19 protein-coding genes and 1 pseudogene are annotated in these 18412 nt (G+C 43.7%); 9 read left to right on the top strand and 11 right to left on the bottom strand.

All coding sequences use genetic code 11. The features are described 5' to 3' along the window. Nucleotides 1-180: 180 nt before the first annotated feature. Nucleotides 181-924: a flagellar basal body L-ring protein FlgH gene (locus GMES_RS07460; RefSeq protein ID WP_033187154.1), complete on the top strand. Its 744-nt coding sequence runs from the start codon at nucleotides 181-183 to the stop codon at nucleotides 922-924. Continuing rightward, on the top strand, nucleotides 925-2115 hold the full coding sequence (locus GMES_RS07455) for a flagellar assembly protein T N-terminal domain-containing protein (protein WP_006992020.1): 1191 nt from the start codon (nucleotides 925-927) through the stop codon (nucleotides 2113-2115). 581 nt (nucleotides 2116-2696) lie between these two features. Here the strand turns inward: GMES_RS07455 and GMES_RS07450 are convergent. Continuing rightward, the gene (locus tag GMES_RS07450; protein WP_006992019.1) at nucleotides 2697-2882 is read right to left on the bottom strand and encodes a hypothetical protein; all 186 of its coding nucleotides are present in this window, start codon (nucleotides 2880-2882) and stop codon (nucleotides 2697-2699) included. A gap of 141 nt (nucleotides 2883-3023) precedes the next feature. On the opposite strand from GMES_RS07450, the gene GMES_RS07445 reads away from it, so the two are divergent. Continuing rightward, nucleotides 3024-3914, top strand: a complete 891-nt coding sequence (locus GMES_RS07445; RefSeq protein WP_039986890.1) for a homocysteine S-methyltransferase family protein — start codon at nucleotides 3024-3026, stop codon at nucleotides 3912-3914. 90 nt (nucleotides 3915-4004) lie between these two features. Here GMES_RS07445 and GMES_RS07440 read toward each other — a convergent pair whose 3' ends face one another. Continuing rightward, a complete protein-coding gene (locus tag GMES_RS07440; protein WP_006992017.1) occupies nucleotides 4005-4382 on the bottom strand; it encodes a cysteine-rich CWC family protein in 378 nt (125 codons plus the stop codon). Between the two features lie 497 nt (nucleotides 4383-4879). Here GMES_RS07440 and GMES_RS07435 point away from each other — a divergent pair, with 497 nt between their 5' ends. Both GMES_RS07435 and GMES_RS07430 read left to right on the top strand, forming a co-directional pair. Further along, nucleotides 4880-6976: a collagen-like triple helix repeat-containing protein gene (locus GMES_RS07435; RefSeq protein ID WP_006992016.1), complete on the top strand. Its 2097-nt coding sequence runs from the start codon at nucleotides 4880-4882 to the stop codon at nucleotides 6974-6976. A 540-nt stretch (nucleotides 6977-7516) separates the two neighbouring features. Further along, nucleotides 7517-9679, top strand: a complete 2163-nt coding sequence (locus GMES_RS07430) for a response regulator (RefSeq protein WP_006992015.1) — start codon at nucleotides 7517-7519, stop codon at nucleotides 9677-9679. Between the two features lie 95 nt (nucleotides 9680-9774). Here GMES_RS07430 and GMES_RS07425 read toward each other — a convergent pair. Further along, nucleotides 9775-10320: pseudogene (locus GMES_RS07425) on the bottom strand (outer membrane beta-barrel protein); the annotation flags it as partial. 251 nt (nucleotides 10321-10571) lie between these two features. Between GMES_RS07425 and GMES_RS07420 the strand changes: the two are divergent. Further along, entirely contained in the window at nucleotides 10572-11045 is a 474-nt protein-coding gene (locus GMES_RS07420; RefSeq protein ID WP_006992013.1) for a DUF6491 family protein, read from the top strand. Nucleotides 11046-11100: 55 nt separating this feature from the next. Here GMES_RS07420 and GMES_RS07415 read toward each other — a convergent pair whose 3' ends face one another. From GMES_RS07415 to GMES_RS07405, 3 genes are all read right to left on the bottom strand, one after another. After that, on the bottom strand, nucleotides 11101-11436 hold the full coding sequence (locus GMES_RS07415; protein WP_039986872.1) for a YceK/YidQ family lipoprotein: 336 nt from the start codon (nucleotides 11434-11436) through the stop codon (nucleotides 11101-11103). 131 nt (nucleotides 11437-11567) lie between these two features. Further along, complete coding sequence (locus tag GMES_RS22975) at nucleotides 11568-11813, bottom strand: DUF6868 family protein (RefSeq protein WP_039986869.1); 246 nt, start codon at nucleotides 11811-11813, stop codon at nucleotides 11568-11570. A gap of 82 nt (nucleotides 11814-11895) precedes the next feature. After that, the gene (locus tag GMES_RS07405) at nucleotides 11896-12264 is read right to left on the bottom strand and encodes a SpoIIAA family protein (protein ID WP_006992011.1); all 369 of its coding nucleotides are present in this window, start codon (nucleotides 12262-12264) and stop codon (nucleotides 11896-11898) included. 218 nt (nucleotides 12265-12482) lie between these two features. On the opposite strand from GMES_RS07405, the gene GMES_RS22800 reads away from it, so the two are divergent. Continuing rightward, a complete protein-coding gene (locus tag GMES_RS22800) occupies nucleotides 12483-12875 on the top strand; it encodes a hypothetical protein (protein ID WP_226990264.1) in 393 nt (130 codons plus the stop codon). A gap of 96 nt (nucleotides 12876-12971) precedes the next feature. Then, nucleotides 12972-13415: a hypothetical protein gene (locus GMES_RS22795; RefSeq protein WP_226990263.1), complete on the top strand. Its 444-nt coding sequence runs from the start codon at nucleotides 12972-12974 to the stop codon at nucleotides 13413-13415. A gap of 136 nt (nucleotides 13416-13551) precedes the next feature. Here the strand turns inward: GMES_RS22795 and GMES_RS07395 are convergent, their stop codons facing one another. Further along, entirely contained in the window at nucleotides 13552-14436 is an 885-nt protein-coding gene (locus GMES_RS07395; RefSeq protein WP_006992010.1) for an ArgP/LysG family DNA-binding transcriptional regulator, read from the bottom strand. 96 nt (nucleotides 14437-14532) lie between these two features. Between GMES_RS07395 and GMES_RS07390 the strand changes: the two genes are divergently transcribed. Continuing rightward, complete coding sequence (locus GMES_RS07390; protein WP_006992009.1) at nucleotides 14533-15135, top strand: LysE/ArgO family amino acid transporter; 603 nt, start codon at nucleotides 14533-14535, stop codon at nucleotides 15133-15135. 150 nt (nucleotides 15136-15285) lie between these two features. Here GMES_RS07390 and rluB read toward each other — a convergent pair whose 3' ends face one another. Genes rluB through GMES_RS07370 form a run of 4 tightly spaced genes read right to left on the bottom strand, consistent with a single transcriptional unit; the run spans nucleotide 15286 to nucleotide 18389 of the window. Beyond that, on the bottom strand, nucleotides 15286-16155 hold the full coding sequence (rluB, locus tag GMES_RS07385) for a 23S rRNA pseudouridine(2605) synthase RluB (RefSeq protein WP_006992007.1): 870 nt from the start codon (nucleotides 16153-16155) through the stop codon (nucleotides 15286-15288). Next, the gene (scpB, locus tag GMES_RS07380) at nucleotides 16155-16892 is read right to left on the bottom strand and encodes an SMC-Scp complex subunit ScpB (RefSeq protein ID WP_006992006.1); all 738 of its coding nucleotides are present in this window, start codon (nucleotides 16890-16892) and stop codon (nucleotides 16155-16157) included. The genes rluB and scpB overlap by 1 nt, the downstream gene beginning before the upstream one ends. Continuing rightward, entirely contained in the window at nucleotides 16893-17750 is an 858-nt protein-coding gene (locus GMES_RS07375) for a segregation and condensation protein A (protein ID WP_006992005.1), read from the bottom strand. It abuts the gene before it with no gap. Between the two features lie 18 nt (nucleotides 17751-17768). Further along, complete coding sequence (locus tag GMES_RS07370; RefSeq protein WP_006992004.1) at nucleotides 17769-18389, bottom strand: L-threonylcarbamoyladenylate synthase; 621 nt, start codon at nucleotides 18387-18389, stop codon at nucleotides 17769-17771. Nucleotides 18390-18412 lie beyond the last annotated feature (23 nt).

The following is an 18412-nucleotide window of genomic DNA, read 5'->3' as shown; positions in this document are numbered from 1 at the left end:
CGTAAATATATAATTTTTATAGCAATACTAGTCATACCAAAATAATACAATGGCAGGCAGATAATTTACCTATCTTTGCAAAGTTGACCCTTCATTACACAACCTTGACACAAGTCAGACAGACAAGCTTCAAACGAATATGCGAACATCATTATTCGCTTTTTATTTGAAGTTAAAGTCATGTTAATCAGAATCTTATCGCTATCTGTGGTGCTCCTTGTCACAGCTTGCAGTACCCCCGTATCGAATGAAGAACAGGTTATAGCCAGTAGCCCTACTAACCCCAATGTGAAGCAAAGGGCTATTCAGCCGACGAAGACCGAAATTGACCGCGGAAACCCTGAATTTCGTCCTGTGAGAGTCGACCCCTTCCCTGCAGTTAGAGTCCCTACAGGTTCGCTGTTTGATCCCGACAACTTAGTCGGTTTGTATCAACGCAATAATCGTTACCGTGTAGGGGACATGATATTGGTTGAACTGGCTGAGAAGACCTCGTCCAAGAAAACACTAAATTACAGCCGGGATAAAAGCGGCAATTTCACCCTTGACCCCGTCACCGTGAATGCAGGACCGCTGCAAATCGATGGTGACAAACTTAATGCGGATTTTGAGCAAGAAAATGAGTTTGATAGCTCAGCAGAAACCAAGCAAGACAATTCATTGGAAGGCGATGTCACGGTTTATGTGCTTGAAATTATGCCTAACGGAAACTTACTCGTGGCCGGTGAAAAGTGGATGACCCTGAATAAAGGTGAAGAATATATCCGTTTTTCTGGCGAGATTCGACCTACAGATATCGATAATGACAACACTGTCAGTTCAGTAAAAGTGGGCAATTCACGTATTGAATTTAGCGGTAAAGGCGAGCAACAAGATAATCAAGAGTCATCTTTGTTAGGCAAACTTTTCGGTATTTTAGAATAAATGAACGCGTTACGCCGGGCACTACTCGCTTACTTACTTCCTATTCTCTGGCTTGGTTTGTGCAGTCAGCAGGCCTTAGCCGTATGGTATCAAGGTAACGCAAAATTGGCCGTTGACGGGGTTGATCTTAACGTAATTCGAGCGGCAGCGATTAAAAATGCTATTGCGGATGCTTCTTTTCAGCATGGCATCATGATCACAGCCAAAGACATTTCACTCGATGGTTTATTGCAAAGCAGTAAAACCGAATTGCGCAGTGAAGGTAAAATCAGGCGCGTCGAAATTCTCAGTGAAGAGGTCATCGACGATATTTTACACGTGTACGTGAAAGTCGATATTGAACCACTTTTTGATTGTAGCCATGACAACTACATGCGCTCTTTGCTTGTTACCCAACTACCTATGTTAAAACCTGCTCAAGCCAGTTATGGTGCTATTTTTGACCTAGGGCCACAGGTTAGTAAACGCGTCGAACAGCAGTTATTCTCAGATGAGCTGGTGGCAAAAGTACAACTGATTAACCAGGTGTTTATACCTAAAAGCGTGCTGCAAGAGCCTACGTTGGGGTATATTTCCCAGACCGCTCGTCATTTGGCAAACCAATATCACAGCCAATTTGTGCTATTTGGCTATATCAGAGACATTAGTCTTTTTGAGCAAACCACTAAGGGCTTAATCAGCGATGATGTGGCCCTTAGGCGCAATTTCACTATGCAACTGTATTTATTTGACGCCTTTTACAACAAGATGCTGGTGAATCAGAGTTATCATGGCGAAGCAGATTGGAACTTCGATGCCACCTACCCGGTCGATACCTACAATAGCCTCTTTTGGCGCAGCGATTACGGCCGCGTAGTATTGAACACGATCAATAGCGCTGTCATCGATATCAGCAATACCCTCACCTGCCAAAAATCACTTGGCCAAATCATTCATAAAAACAATCAACAGATAGTAATTAATATTGGCAGTGAAATGGGCGTCGCAAGCGGAGACAGATTTCAACTGATTAAAAGCGAAGCAATACCGGGTCAAAATGGTGATATGTTCAACATACTTACCAACGAAGACAAACATGTATTGACCGTAGTCAGTGTTGATGCACAAACCTCCACTCTGACCAGCGACGATACCAGCCTTTTCGACAACAGTAATTTGTTTGACCTCGTCAGCCCGCTTGCTGGGTACTAAAAGCAAGCCCGTGCTTGCGGGCATCAAGAGCAAGCTGCTGCGGAGCGTTGAGAGCAATCCCGCTTGACGACTTTTAAAAAAGTTGAACTGGTGTTGACACTAAATACCCAGTGAACTGAAATTGCATTGAAAATTGTATTAGGCTTTTCTACTTCTTATCCTTGACTCACATGTGGCTTTCAAACCAGCTTGCTATCCTGTTTGTCACTTCATGATGATGCGAGAATAAATTGTGGCCACAGGTTTCGAGTTCCACAATTTAAAAGGCCTGCTCGGCCGCGTTTAGGACTTTTTTCATATCGATTGAATGCTTAATGTTACCCGCTTTTCGTCTTGCGCCTAGATTAACGAGATTGGGGCCTTAGGTGATCAATATGTAGTTAACCGATAAGTGTGAATTTAGCGCTTCATTTGTTTTGATATCACAATTAGAAATTAGCGTACTTAGCATGAGAGCTGTCTTCTCGTCACAATTTATAAATATACGCTTCACTGATGTCTGATTTCACTACCATCGCTTTTACATTTTGATAGGGGTTAGAAAACAAAAAGCTCTACATGCCTTGTACTGCCATAAGTTCCTATCCGTTGCCATTTGCAATCTTTAACTGAGTGATAATAGTTAATAATGCGACCACACCTTGAACAGCAATAGCGCCAAATTGTTCTTCTGAACCGTCGGTCACGAATTGTTCTTTATTCCTGCGTTTTCCCGACCGCCGAGACTGATTGGCTATTACGCCGGAGCCATTTTCGGCAAGAGGCATGAGATCACCCATCATTTTGTCACAGAAAACACACTTCATAACAGAACATGTCTGTACGGCTCCAGTGAATAAAGAAATAAAATAAGGCATTATGTCGTGCTATTTCATGGCATCACCAATATTCAAATTGCAGGAAGTTTAATGAGTACAATTACCATACTAGATGGCGGCATGGGCCAAGAATTATTGCGCCGAAGCTCTCGCGAGGTCACCCCTATGTGGTCGGCTGACATCATGCTTAATGAACCAGAACTGGTCAGAGATTTACACCGAGAGTTTATCGACAGTGGTGCTCGGGTCATTACGTTAAACACCTATACTGCTACCCCACAGCGCCTTAAGCGTGAAAACCAATTTGAGCAATTAACGCATTTACATCACGCAGCGATGCGCGTCGCCCAAGAGGCGATTGAACTATCCCAACGTGATGATGTAGCTATCGCAGGTAGCTTGCCGCCACTAGTGGCAAGCTACCATCCTGAAGTGTCTTTATCTTATGAAGCCTCACTGATGAGCTACCGTCAATTGGTAGCATTGCAATCGCCGGCTAGTGATATCTTTATTTGCGAGACAATGTCGTCGATTTGTGAAGCACAAGCGGCCTGTACGGCGGCTAAAGAAAGTGGGAAACCCGTGTGGGTGGCGTTTTCTGTAAGTGACAGTCACCCCGAGCAACTTCGCAGTGGCGAATCGCTTAAAGAGGCGTTAGCTGCGCTTGAAACACTGGCACCAGAGGCGATATTACTCAATTGTAGTCAGCCTGAAGCGATCAGCGCCTGCTGGCCACTGATGCAAGCTTCTGGTGCAAAAATAGGTGCCTACGCGAATGGCTTTGTGTCTATCGATGCGCTGTATCCAGGAGACACAGTAGAAGCGCTAGAAATGCGCAACGATTTAAGCCCAGCACATTACGCGGCGCACGCTATGAATTGGGTAGATAATGGCGCATCCATTATTGGAGGTTGCTGTGAAATAGGCCCTGCCCACATCAAAGCGCTAGCATTAAAACTGCAAAGTGAAGGCTTGTTGTAAACTATTAGGCAGCTAACGCGGCTTAAAACCGCAGCTAATAACCTATAGGCATTTAGGAACCGACGACTACTCTTTCGTCAGTAGCAATTGTCAGCAGCAATACTTGCGTTTGAACGCACATGGATCGTGGCTGAAAGCATTGACGCATTGTTGGCAGATACACTGTTTGTGCTGGCTATTTGCAGGCACTAAATCAATAAGTGCTTGAGGAATAGAAGCCACAAAACACCAGCAATCAAGCTTATTTTGTGGTTTTAACTGTTGTTGATTATTAGCTGCGGCGTTTATTGGCTCAAGGCTGTTAATTGGCTCAGGGCTGTTAATTTGCTCAGGGCTGCAGGTCTGTACGTCTGCTTTTGCTCGCTTTGACGTATTTTGAGCAACTTGAGCATTATTACACTGATTACCTTGGTGGCAAAATGGGCAACGCATGTCATCAACAATAGAGAGTGCTTCCTCTTTACGCATTGTTATTTCTCGAAACATTCTAATAGTTAAAATAAATGATGTGTTTATTATTGCATGTGAGGGCCATGCTATTTTATACCCATTCCAGTAAATCATTGCCTTTTAGAACTCAACCAGCGTATTAAGTACAAAGCGCCGCTGAGCGCTAATGCGTACCTTTTAAGTTGTTTCATTCTTTAAAATACCAAGAATGTAGCACAAAACCCGCTGAAGTATTCCCTTAAGCTAATTGGTTGTTCGAGCAAACCAACCGTGTTGGTTATGTAGTTGTTTTCTCTTTTGCCAGCCCTCCGCTCTAATACCAATCCGCATTAATAATTGCCCTCCTCACTTGTTACAGTGGAATGATGTAACTGATTTTTATCATTTTAAATATTTTTTGCACAATTTTGCATTAATTTGCATCCAGTGCGCTTAGTGAATCGTTAAGTTATATGTACCGCGCGTTTTCGGCGCTTTGCAATATGGCAATCATGCTACTTTAAGGAGCTAATATCATGATCAGGAATACACAAACAAAGAATACGTCAACCCGGAAATTTGTAACTACATTGATTGGTCTATCCGTCGCTTTATCGCTTACAGCCTGTGATGGCGATGATGGCGCCCAAGGTCCACAAGGTGAGCAAGGGGAAATGGGTACCCCAGGTAATGACGGCCAACCAGGCACGCCCGGTTTCGCAGCAGCGCAATTCTTAATATCAAATAACGGCCCTGACAATGCAGGAACCGTTGATCTAGTCGATCAAAATGCGGCCAAACTAAAAACCCTTTCTAGCGGCAACAATGAAGGCATCGCCCTTGATCCACTTAATAACCTTGTACACGCTGGCGATGCCACCACAGGCAGTTTGCGTTTTCTTTGTGGAGTTGGGCAACGCGCCGAAGATAACGCATTTAATACGACTGAAGACCGAGAAATTACCGGCGCCAATACTGGTTTAGTTAACCCTAAAGGTATCGGCATAGCACATAGTGCTGGCTTGGTTTTGGTCGCTGACTTCAACGGTATGCGTATCAGTGTATTTGGCTCAGCCGCTGCGGGCGACGTCGCCCCTCTAGCAGAAACCTTAACGGACGCCAAGCCATGGGACTTGGATTACGATGAAGTCAACGATCGTTTATTCGTGGCGCTAACCGACGGTACTATTGCGGTTTATGACGACTATGTATCAGGTGGGTTTGCTGCCATGCCTGCCCGCGTGATCACCCCTAGTGACGATACTCAAACTACGATTTCAGTAAATATTCACGGTATTGTGTACGACCGTGAGACAAACAAACTGGTTGTCAGTGATGTTGGTGATGCAGCATCTGCCACTGACGGCGCTATTTTTGTCATCGATAATGCTGCTAGTGCCGATGGAAATGTCAGTGTTGCACGTTCTATTTCTGGTCCGCTGACATTATTGGGTAATCCAGTCGATATCATACTTAGCGGAACAGATTTACGTGTAGCGGAGAAATCTAATGACGCCATACTGGTGTTTTCGAATATATTTTCTGGTCCAAGTGGAGATATCGCTCCGACATTAACCACCAGCAGTATAAAACCTGAGTCATTAGTGCAAGTCACTGAAGCAAACAACAATGCAGACGCATCGGACATTGCCACAACCAGCGTCAGTTTTAATGGTATCGCGGTAAGTGGAAACCCAGCAGCAGGCGATGATACTTTTGGTATGATTGCTAAATTTAACACGTCATTGAATACTCAGCTCAGCGGGTACGATTACAGTCAAAGCATAGAAAGCGTTGCATTTGACATCGCAGGCGATGCCTACGCAACCTTTGATGATCCAGATACAGGTACAGCCGGTATACTCGTGGGTAACCGCGTTGCTAAGTCTCGCGATACGGAATCATTCGATACCTCCAGAGACAGAGTTATTGCCGGTGAAAACACAGGACTCGTCACTCCCAAAGGCTTAGACGTCGCGTCAAATAGTGGCTTACTGTTTGTGGCCGAAAATAACGCCACCACCCCAGGAATATTGGTATTTTCTTTGTGCGCCTCAGGCGATGCTGCTCCAGTACTAACCTTAAATCTTGCCGACAATACTCGTCCGTGGGACGTTGATTATGATGCGAGTACAGACCGAGCATATGTAGCGCTAACCAATGGTACGGTTGCCGTATTTGATGAAGTTACCGCGCGTATGAATAGCGGCATGACGACGTTAACAGCACAAGATCGTACGATCATTCCTGCTGTAGGCGGCACCGCATTACTCGCACCATCAAATATCCACGGCATTGATTTTGACCCAGCGTCAGGTAACTTAATTCTATCCGATGTAGGCAGCGCAGCTGATGCAACTGATGGCAAACTATACGTATTATCGGCCGCTGATTCAGCAGATGGACTAACCGAAATACAAGTTAATATTGGCGGTGCAAACTCCAATTTAGGCAACCCTGTTGATATTATGTATTCGGGCAGTGATCTATTCGTAGCAGAGAAGTCAAATAACGTGATCATGCGTTTTGACAACATCTTAGCCAGCGAAGGAGGAGACATCGCTGCCAATGCAACCATAAGCTTTAATGCGCCTGAATCGGTCGCTATTATTCCGCATTATATTTCTGAATAAATAACAAAATAAAGCCACTGCATAAAGTTATTCACTTTATGCAAGCTACACTTTTGTACTAAAACCTACGCCACTAAGCAGAGCAATTTGCTAAGTGGCGCTTTTGCATCGCTACCCTTTAAATATCGTTCCCTTTTAAATAAGGCTACATGTCACCTTTCTTAACCCACTTTTCGCCAATATTAAGGTTAAAAGTATGGTCGCTAGCAACGGCTTTATCTCATGCTAAAGAGGTAAAGCATCTACCCATCATGCAGAACCTACGATGAAGTCAGCTCTGCCTCTTTATAGTAGGTTGCTCACAAGAGGCATCAAACGGTAGACTGGGTAAAATAACCCTCCATTATCGACTAAGCTTTAGTTTAATCCGTCTATGACGTTAATTCGCCTAGACCGTTAATTCTTTTAAGTATTTGATTTTATTGATAATTTATTGCGCTCGCTAAAAAAGACACATAAAACGGTTAACTTGACGTATATTACAAGGTTCAAGGTTAGTGTCGACACTCGATGATAACCATGAGCACAGGAGTAAGGACTTTGGCAGGAAGGACAGGTTTATCGATTCGTGCACGTTATATCTTAGCATTGACGCTAGTGGCGGTAACCGTTACTGGTTCTGCACTAATTCTTAAGTACATATTCAGTGCCCAAGCAAATGACGCAAATGTGATTAATATTGCGGGGCAGCAACGTATGTTGTCGCAACGTATCGCTCTATCGATTTCTAGGTTATCCGCTTGCCAACTCTCCCCTCAATCTACGCATCAATTTAAACAAGCCCTAGAAAGCGCCCTCAGCACATTTAGTGGTAATCGAAAGTATTTGACCAGCTTAAGCAATGTTCCCCCAGCGGTAAGTTCTTTATATTATGGCGAACACGGCCTAGATAAGGCCAGTCAGGATTATGTCGCTGATGCCAGAGCATTTTTAGCATCAGGTAATACTTGCACCGCCCCGCCTTCTCGGTTTAATGCGCAAAACAGTGACGCCTTACTGAAAAACCTCGACAGCGCAGTACATGCATTTGAACTTGCAGCAACAAGCAGAGTTGAACGCGTTGAAAAAGTCGAAATATTCTTGTGGATTTTCACCTTGATTCTGTTGCTCTGCGAAGCGTTGTTTATCTTTCGTCCAATGGAAAACAAAGTGCGTGATGCACTTTCATCCCTTAAAGACGCCATACAAAAAGCGGAAGAGGCCGAACAGCAAGCAGTAGAGGCAAACAAAGCAAAATCTGAATTTCTTGCCAGCATGAGCCACGAATTGCGCACACCAATGAATGGCCTTTTTGGCATGATGGAATTAGCCTTAGATAACCCGCATAAAAGCGGTGAGTACCTAAAGAAAGCCAAAAATTCCGGCAAACAATTATTAGTACTGATTAACGACGTGCTCGATCTTTCAAAAATTGAAGCGGGTAAGTTACGCATAGAGCGAACATCACTAGATCTTTTGCAATTACTTGATGATGTCACATCGGTGCAGTCTGCCAATGCGCGCTTAAAGAAGCTTAATTTTAACTACCGCAAAAATACCACCTTACCTTCGCACATGTTCGGAGACCCCACTCGAATAGCGCAAATTATGCATAACTTACTCAGCAATGCGATCAAGTTTACCCTCCAAGGCGAGGTGAATTTAGACGTGGGAGTACAGGTTAAAGACAAACGTTTTTGGTTAAATATTTCGGTTCAAGACACAGGTATTGGTATTAAACCTGAAAAACTAAAGTCGATTTTTAATAAGTTTGAACAAGCAGACCATAGCACCACCCGATTACATGGTGGAACGGGGCTGGGCTTATCTATAGCGAAACAACTCACCGAATTGATGCATGGTACGTTAACCGCTCAAAGTACTGAAAATGAAGGTAGTTGCTTTGTACTGACGCTTCCCGTTGAAGTTGATAATAAGCGCATCGAAAATATTCACCCTAGTATTCCTCTGCACTGCGCTATCGTAGATGACTTGCAAACCAGCCGTGAGTATTTAGAGCATGTGGTGAAAGCGCAAGGTTACAAAGTCACAGTGTTTGAACATGCCGCAGAGTTTCTAGCTAGCGACATTAGCCAATTTGACGCCTTACTGCTCGATTTATCCATGCCTGACATCAATGGAATTGACGTCATCAACACCATGCAAACACAACAACTGCCCAAAAGACCGCATATTATTTTGGTATCTGCTGTTATTGAACATCTTGAGTGCACCCAAGACATAAGACGCCTTATTTGGCGAACACACGCAAAGCCTGTGCTCAGACAAGAATTGGAAGCAGACCTAAGAGAACTGCATAACCTTCATCAACAACGAGAAGAAAAACCCGTTGAATCGACCTCAGCTCATAAGATACTCATTGTTGAAGATAACGAAATTAACGCTGAGGTCGTAAAAGTCATGCTGGAAGGTGATGGCTACCAGGTTGCCATAGCTACCGACGGAGAAAAAGCAATTCAAGCTTGTATCTTTGAGCAATATGACTTGATATTAATGGACATGCACATGCCCGTTATGGACGGTATCACTGCAACCATCAAACTTAGAACAGAAATGAACTTTACTCAGCCAATTGTCGCCCTTTCTGCCAATGCCTTTATCGAAGACAGGGATAACTGTTTAAATGCGGGTATGAATGACTTTTTATCTAAACCGATCGATAAGCATGCATTGCTGACGACTATCAACCGCCAACTAGCCTAACCTACTGTTAGATTGGCTAAATGAGCTTCGTTTCCTGACTAAATAAAATGAAGTAAATCGCTGTTCATACACTGAACAGCGAAAGCTGCCCAAAGTTAGAACGAATATCGGACGAGCGCACCTAAAGTGCCAACATCTGCTATGTTGGTGAAATTTAAACCAACAGAAACATTTGGGTAAAAATGGTAGTTTGCCGCCAGCATGGCGATTGCTTCGCTGTCTCCATCAAAACGAAGAAAACCTGCTGAGGCCTCTAAATCAATTTTACTGGTTAGCATGGAGCGAATACCTATATTTGCGCCAAAACCGTCGGTATCAGAAGTTAAATTCCCACTCGGACCGCTAGCAGAGATTTCAGCATACTGATAAGCAAGCGTGCCATATATATCAGTTGATCCCGTCATCTTGTAACGATAACCCACTTCTGCGCTACCTTGGTCAAAATCAACATCACCGTCAAATATGTCGTCATTTGTCATGCTATAACTACCTCTGACAAATACATTTTTGCCATGTGATTTTGCCCCGCCTATCCCAAAGCCATGAGGATCTAAGCCATCAATATCGGAAATATTAACAATGTAATATCCCCCTTGAATATAATCCCAGTTAGGAGAAGCAGCGAGCGCTGAACTTGTCGAGAATAATGCACAAAAAAATGTAACTGCCTTTGTTTTCTATTTTATTTCTCCTTAAATTAATACTGACACTTTTTTAACTTTAGTCAGCCTACAACCCGCTCACATTGAGGTTAAATTTTTAACCTTTAATTTTAATTCAGGCTCGTTACCATAAAATGTAACAACTTGTATTTTGAGCGTTTTTCCTGAAACTTAAGATTAATCTGACACTCCTAATTGGAGTAATTAACTTCAATAGAAAAGGAGCTGCTATGAAACGTGTCGTGATCCTGATGGGAATGTTGCTAGCATTAGCCAGCTGTGCATCGAATCGATTATCCGATCCTGAAAAGACTGCCATTATCGAAAAATTCATTACCACGGAACAGCTTGAAGCGCGCAATACCATCAGCGCATTCGATTTAGACAGTTGGACATCATTAAGCGATCAATACCTTATATTAAGGACATCTCCGTTTCGCTCGTACCTGGTCAAACTCACTATGCGTTGTAACGATATAAACTACTCACCTGCTCTTCTGGTTTATTCCCGCATCCCTAATTCCTTAAGTGCTGGATTTGACAGCGTATTTACCCCAGATAACCACAGATTCAAATGTAATATCAGCCGAATTTATCCGCTTAGCAAAGCACAAAATAAAAGCCTAATTTCAGCTGTAAATCCAAAAGGAAAAGACAAATCATTACAAAAAGCCCAGGAAGAGGCAGAAGACAACAAAGAATAAGAACAAGAAAGATCGAACGCTCAATAGCCTGAAATTTGGTAGCAATCAAAAGTGTTTAATTAACCTTAATCGAGCCTTTTGTAGCTTGGGAGTAGATGGTGTAAGGCAGTAAAAGTGTGTCTGTAGCGGCAGAAAATGCGCTATCAATCAGTAAATAAGGCACCCCATTAAAGGAATCCCCCATATTTAGCGTTTGACTTGGCTCGCCGTACATTAAACAAACGTTGTGGCTGAGCCCGCTGTATACCCGCGGAATACTATTACAGTAGCTCTTTTTATCATAGTAGGCGATATCGACGTGATTTCCTTTGGGGGCGAGCGTTTTCACCGTAGCGCATGCGTGGCATAGGAAAAGTAAAAATAATACAGCCAGCGTCCTTTTATTACTCATGAGTGAATCTATTCTTAGTAAAAGATTTTATTACCATACACTGAATGTAAAAGCGAATATTTTTTACCTTCAGGTTGGCTGATATTCCACTCGTATAAAACATGCCCCGTGCCTTTGTAGCGCATGTTTATTCAATATATGAATTTTAATGCTACATAAGGAATCAAGTTAAAGACAAAAATAAGCAATTTATACTGTGCCAAATAATTCATATACATGTTTTTTAACCGAGGTACCGGAACGCCAAACAGCCTGCTATGAATGGAAGTAATTTTGTCTCCCCACCATATTAAAGCCAACGAAGCTACACTCAACAAACCAATATTGATCAATGACATCCAGCCAAATATTTCACTTAACAGTATGGAATTTTGCATATTGATTTCCTTTATTTACCCTGTTGTATTGCATAATACTTGGCGTTTCGACCCCACTACTGATACATATGGCGTGTTAGCCCTATTTACTTTTAACCCAAGCCCATGCTTTGTTTAGCTCGTTTACATCGAAATACTTTTCCTCGATATTAACCATTTTGGCAAAAGGGCTGTCAATTTCTACCAGCCACTTTATCACTCTACGAGTTGATACAATGGCAAGTTTATCTATATGCTTAAGATGACCGAACGTCCACTCTAGGTCTTCATAAGCGGCCTTTAAACCCATATCAAAGTTATCTTCGATTAAGACTAAGACATTGATTTTATCGTGCTGCGCGATCAATGCATTAAAAGTGCTGTTCCACTTTTCTTCTTCAGCCTGATCAACTTTACCTGTCACCATAATCCCAATGGTGGCACCTTCGCTTTCAGGTAACTGCGTTATCATAAAGCCCCTCCCGTTTATATTTTCGCCTGCAATAAACATGCGGAGTAACCCAGCTAATTCAAGCCCCTTGCTGTCCAATTCTGATGATTTGCGCCATAGCGTTAACCAAGCTGGGCGCGAAATGGCCCGAGCGTCATGTTGCCCGCTTCTTGCTCAATTAACATACTGTCTTGACGAAATAAACAACAGCACGATATTACTCTACTATGTGGAAAATAATGATAAAAAAGCACTTAGTTCACTTATGTTTAAGCGCGGTATGCGCGTCTGCGTTATGGGGTTGCGGTGGCTCTGGGGACTCACTTTCCACAACAACTGCTACAACACAAGATCAAACCATAACCAGCAACACAAACGAGGAAGGCTCACCTGATGATCAAAGCGTCACCTCGCCGTTTAATTCCTTTGACAGCGTATCGAGCTTCACCCTATCTGCTGATGGGCCAAACGCAGGCTTGAGTGCTTATGACCTAATTGAGAATGTTTTTGCTGCAGGGTCGATTGAGGCGCCTGATATGTACCCGACCGACCACACAGAGGTTGCGCATATTGTTGAAGATAGCGATAACATGGTGGGTTCCCACTTCGTGTTTTTGGCGCATAAAACATAAGATTTCAATAAAGGCGTTGAGTCTGACCGACAACGCAATGAAATAAAAACCTATGACAAGTCGCCTACCGCACTCAAAGGTTACCAAGGCGAAACGATGCAGTTTAGTTGGAAATTTAAAATATCAAATGAACTAGAATTATCGAAAAAATTCAGCCACTTTTTCCAGCTAAAAGCCAAAAACTTTAGCCAAGACAATAGCAAAGGGTTTAACGCTGATGGCACAAGTACCAGCGACATTTACTTAATAAAAGCCGACTGGTCATCCATCACTGACGAGTGGCTAAATATCACAGTACAAGCGACCTTTGCCGAAGAAGGTGCTTTTTACATGCAAATATCTCGCATGCAAGACAATGCTATTTTAGTTGATATTAATGAGCCCGTTATCGATATGTGGCGCGGTGTATCAAGTGAAGACTTTGTGAGACCTAAATGGGAAATTTATCGCTCGTTAGCAGATGGCGACAGTTTGCGCTCAGAAGAAGAACAAGTCCGTTTTGCTGATTTTGTAGTAGAAAAAGGCACTGCTGCCGATTAGTTAGCCACATTTTAAAAATGTTCCAATAGTCCTTTATAAGCCTGGAGAAAAATTTTAAATTTTAAATTTTAAACATGGGTGTCTCTATAAGTTTTACTTCTGTACAAGTTTTAGTGCAGATATTCCGGCTAGCTTATTAAAGCAATTGTTTCTTCGCGACGTCCTTTATGCATTGACTAAGCTCCCCGAGCGCATCCGATTCAAGTTCAATCCAGTGCCAAAACAGCGGGACAGCAAGGTGTTTATCTGGAAAGAGGGGCACCAACTGCCCTGAAGCGACTTCATGTTTCACTTGCAGTACAGGCAATAATGCCCAAGCAACACCTGCAACGGCCATTTGCAAAAAACCATAGGAAGACGGATACCAATGGCAATGCTTAAGTGTTGGGGCAACGCCTAGGCATTCACTCTGGTATTGCGTCAATAGCGCAACGTCGAATTCGTCATAGAGTAATCCAGGAGACGAAAAGACTTCATCTGGTGATAGGCCTTTGCTCAGGTATCGCGCTATGTAGGCAGGAGACGCGTAAAGCTGATAATTCATATTTCCTAATCGAGCAGACTCGCCACCTGTTATCGGTGTGCCCGTTTGGCTAATGCAGCCCATCACCTTTCCCTGTTGAAGAAGTGTTCGCGTTTGGGTCTGATCCGCATTAAAAATATGCACAGGGTTTGCACACCTAAAACTAAAACGCGACATTACATCGCTAAACCAAGTGGCCAGTACGTCATTATTTATGGCAATACTCAACGGGGATGCTTCATCTGAAATGCCAGTGCGAACGCTTAACTGTTCTTCCAGCACGTTTACTCTTTGCACATGTGCCAGTAATTGTTGACCTAGTGGCGTCGGCTTTAGAGGTTTGGTGCGCACCAAAACGGGACTACCTACCTGCAACTCCAGCCGCTTAATCTTCTGAGAAACCGCAGACTGAGTAAGATGCAATGCTTGCGCCCCTTTATCGAAGCTCCCATAACGTAGCACCTCGCTTAAGCAGTGCAGTGCGTCATAATCCAACATAAATTAAATTAATCAATAAAAAATATTATTAATTTAATTTAAACCCAAGCCCCCGTTATGATCAACCTAAAGTTAAAACATGTAGTGATATTAAATATGATGACAGCAGCGGTAAGTGGTTTCTTGATGGGCGGGACGCTCATCATCGCAGTGGGTGCACAAAATAGTTTTTTGATAGAGCAATCTTTAAAACGCCAATGGGCCGGTTTGTTTGTTGCTCTGTTTATTATCAGTGACGCGATTGCTATTAGTGTTGGGGCGATGGGGTTTGGTTTGCTACTGCAGCAGCATCCTACACTGGTAACGGTAACAAAATGGTCTGGGGTCATCTTTTTGTTATGGCTGGCCTTTAATAAACTCAAAGCGTCTATGGCGGATGATGCAATGATCATTGCACTTTCTAATACAAAAACACCATTTTACCGTGCTTTGTTAACCGCCTTGGGCGTCACCTGGTTAAACCCGCATTTTTACATTGATACCATTTTATTAATGGGTAATCTTGCGGGGCAATGGCAGCAGGAGAAATGGTGGTTCGTCATCGGTGCGATCCTGGCGTCTGTCGTGTGGTTTATCGGGTTAAGTGGCTTAACATCGAAATGTGCAAGATGGATGGAACGCCCCAAGTTTTGGCGCTGGTTTAACCGCCTAAATGCCTTCGTTTTAGGGGCAATTGGTGTGCAGCTAGCGACTCTATAGCAGGTGTGAAAGGGAATGCAGGTTTGCCTTGAACGAAGTGAAGCAGCAAAGCGGGTTGCTAGTGATACTGACAACCCGCCAGCTATTCTGCTGTTACGCGCAATGGAAAGATCAGCGAACTGCGCGCTGCAATAGGAAGTATAGAGCGCCCTACTTCTTTTTCGGTCTTGCTTTGGCGCGACCTTGATTAACCTTGTGCTTTTGCACTGAACGGCGCATGCGACTCAAGCGCACATGATCCAATTTAGTTTGCTTGTCCTCAATTAATGATTCTTGCTCTAAATCTAGTTGCACACTTTTACGCAAAGTATTCAGATCGGTAAGTGGCAACTCAATCCAACCGCCTTGAGGCAGGCGATTTTGCAAATTCAAGGTTCCGTAACGCACACGAATTAGGCGGCTAACTTGCAAGCCTTGAGATTCCCACAATCGGCGAACTTCACGGTTTTTCCCTTCAGATAGGCTCACGTTGTACCAACTATTCAGACTTTCATCATCACCTGGACGTTTGCGCACTTCGGTAAATTTGGATACACCGTCTTCTAGTTCAACGCCTTTTTTTAGACGTTTAATCATGTCGTCGTCTACTTCTCCAAAAACACGAACCGCGTATTCACGCTCAATTTCATGCTTGGGGTGCATTAGACGGTTGGCTAGCTCACCGTCGTTAGTGAACAACAACAAGCCACTGGTGTTGATGTCTAAGCGCCCTACGGCTATCCAACGACCATTTTGAATTTTAGGCAAACGGTCGAATACAGTTGGGCGGCCTTGAGGATCTTTTCGGCTGCATAACTCACCTTCGGGTTTGTTGTACATCAATACCCGGCATATCGTACTTTTTGCCGCGGCGGTGATAAGGTTGCCATCAACGCGAAGCTGATCTAGAGGCTCGACGCGGTCTCCCAAGGTGGCGACTTTTCCGTTAACCGAAATGCGCCCAGAGGCTATCCATTTTTCCATCTCACGACGGGAGCCCACACCAGCATTGGCTAGGACTTTTTGTAATTTTTCACTCATTAGTGTAACTGCTCTCTTTGATTAGGGTTGTCAGTATTATCAAGCTTAGTCTCTTGTGCTTGGTCTGACGGTATTTGTTCTTTTGCCGATAGATTCTCGTCAGTTGATTGCTCACCTGCTTTCTTTGCATCTGAAACCGAATTAGTTTGCTTGTTAGCACTTTCGTTAGGTTCAGTGATGACACGGCGCTCATCTTGGCTATTACTCGCATCGAAGGCATCTTGACTGGGTAAGTCTTTCAAGCTTTTTAACGAAAAATAGTTTAAAAATCCTTTTGTTGTTGCATACAAGGCTGGGCGTCCCGGCACTTCTTTGTGCCCTACCACTTTCACCCAATCCCTCTCGATTAAGGTTTTCATGATATTGCTACTCACGGCAACACCACGTACATCTTCGATTTCGCCTCGCGTGATAGGTTGGCGATAGGCCACCATTGACAAGGTTTCCAGCAGTGCTCTTGAATATCGCGGCGCTTGCTCTTGCCACAGCTTGCTTAGCCATGGTCCTAAGCTATCCATTGATTGAAAGCGATAGCCACTGGCGACCTCAACCAATTGCACTCCGCGAGATTGATATTCTACCTGCAATTCTTCAATGGCTTGTTTGAGCGCTTTTTTACTCACTTTAAGGCCACTTAACACTGTATCTTGCAAATGTTCTTGGCTAAGGGGCCCGTCAGATACAAACACCGCGGCCTCAATCAATTGCTTCAACTGTAGCGAAGATATTTTTGCCATTTACAGGGTCTCTCCTGCGTGCAATTTTACATGAATATTGGCCATTGGCTCACTTTGGACCAGTTCAACTAACTGCTCTTTACACAACTCTAGTATCGCAAGGAACGTCACTACCACACCAGCGCGGCCTTCACTGGCCTGAAAAAAACAATCAAAGCCGGTGAATTCATGACTGTTGAGCTTTTCTAAAATCAACGCCATTCGCTCCCTTGTCGATAATGCCTCAGGGGCAATAGAGTGATGCTCGAAAGCACTGGCGCGCTGCAATACATTTTGAAAACTTGTCACCAAATCTTGCAAGTTTACTTTTGGCAGAATTTTAATCGGTGCCACAGATTCACTGGTTTGTGCTTGGGCGCCGAATACATCCCGCTCTAAACGAGGCACTGCATCTAATTCTTGGGCCGCACTTTTTATCAGCTCATATTCCTGTAAGCGCCGAATCAGCTCAGCCCTTGGATCATCTTCGTCTTCTTCTGCATCCGGTCGTTTAGGCAGCAGTAAACGAGATTTTATCTCGGCTAAAATCGCAGCCATCAACAGGTACTCAGCCGCTAATTCAAGCTTTAAGTCTTTCATCATGTCAACGTACAACATGTATTGCTTGGTTATTTCGTAAACCGGCAAATTAACCAAATCGAACTTTTGCTTACGTATTAAATACAGCAGCAAATCCAGTGGTCCTTCAAATGCATCTAAGATCAGCTCTAATGCATCTGGCGGAATGTATAAATCTTCAGGATGTTCAGTAAAGGCTTGTCCATTGATAAACGCCAAGGGCAAAGGCTGCTGTACGCCTTGACCTTGGTTCGTCGCTTCTTGCTGCTGTGCAGTTTGAAGCGTTTTATCAATATTCATTTATTAGCAACAGCGCGATTAATTAAACGGGCTAACGTCGCCGCTGCCCTCACGAATGATCCTAGGCTCGCCATCCGACAAATCAATCACAGTCGTGGGCTGCTCTCCTAAGAAACCACCGTGAATAATCAGCCCTACTTGCTTCTCAAGTTTGTCGCGAATTTCGTCAGGATCAGACTCAGCAACGATTGCGTTTGGCAAAATAAGCGTGGTCGACATCAGCGGCTCACCTAGTTCTTCAAGCAAGGCTAAGGCGATGGCGTTGTCTGGCACACGAATACCTATGGTACGGCGCTTAGGATTTTGCAAGCGCTTGGGCACTTCTTTAGTCGCCTTTAAAATAAAGGTGTATGGCCCAGGCGTGTTGTTTTTGATCATACGAAATGCGGCGTTGTCGACCTGTGCATATTCTGACAGCTCAGACATATCGCGGCACATCAACGTGAAATTATGATCTTTACCGATTTGGCGAATACGACAGATTTGCTCCAAAGCGCTTTTGTCATCCATATGACAGCCAATGGAGTAGCCAGAATCTGTTGGATACACCACCACTTGGCCATTATGAATTAACTCACACGCCTGTTTAATGAGACGCGCTTGAGGGTTGTCAGGATGAATATAAAAAAATTGGCTCATAATCGTTACTTCCCAGTAAGTTA

Origin of the sequence: Paraglaciecola mesophila KMM 241 (genome assembly GCF_000315015.1) — a bacterium.
Lineage (GTDB): Bacteria > Pseudomonadota > Gammaproteobacteria > Enterobacterales > Alteromonadaceae > Paraglaciecola > Paraglaciecola mesophila.
Note: the sequence above shows the minus strand (reverse complement) of the source record. Positions and strands in the feature narration are given on the sequence as shown.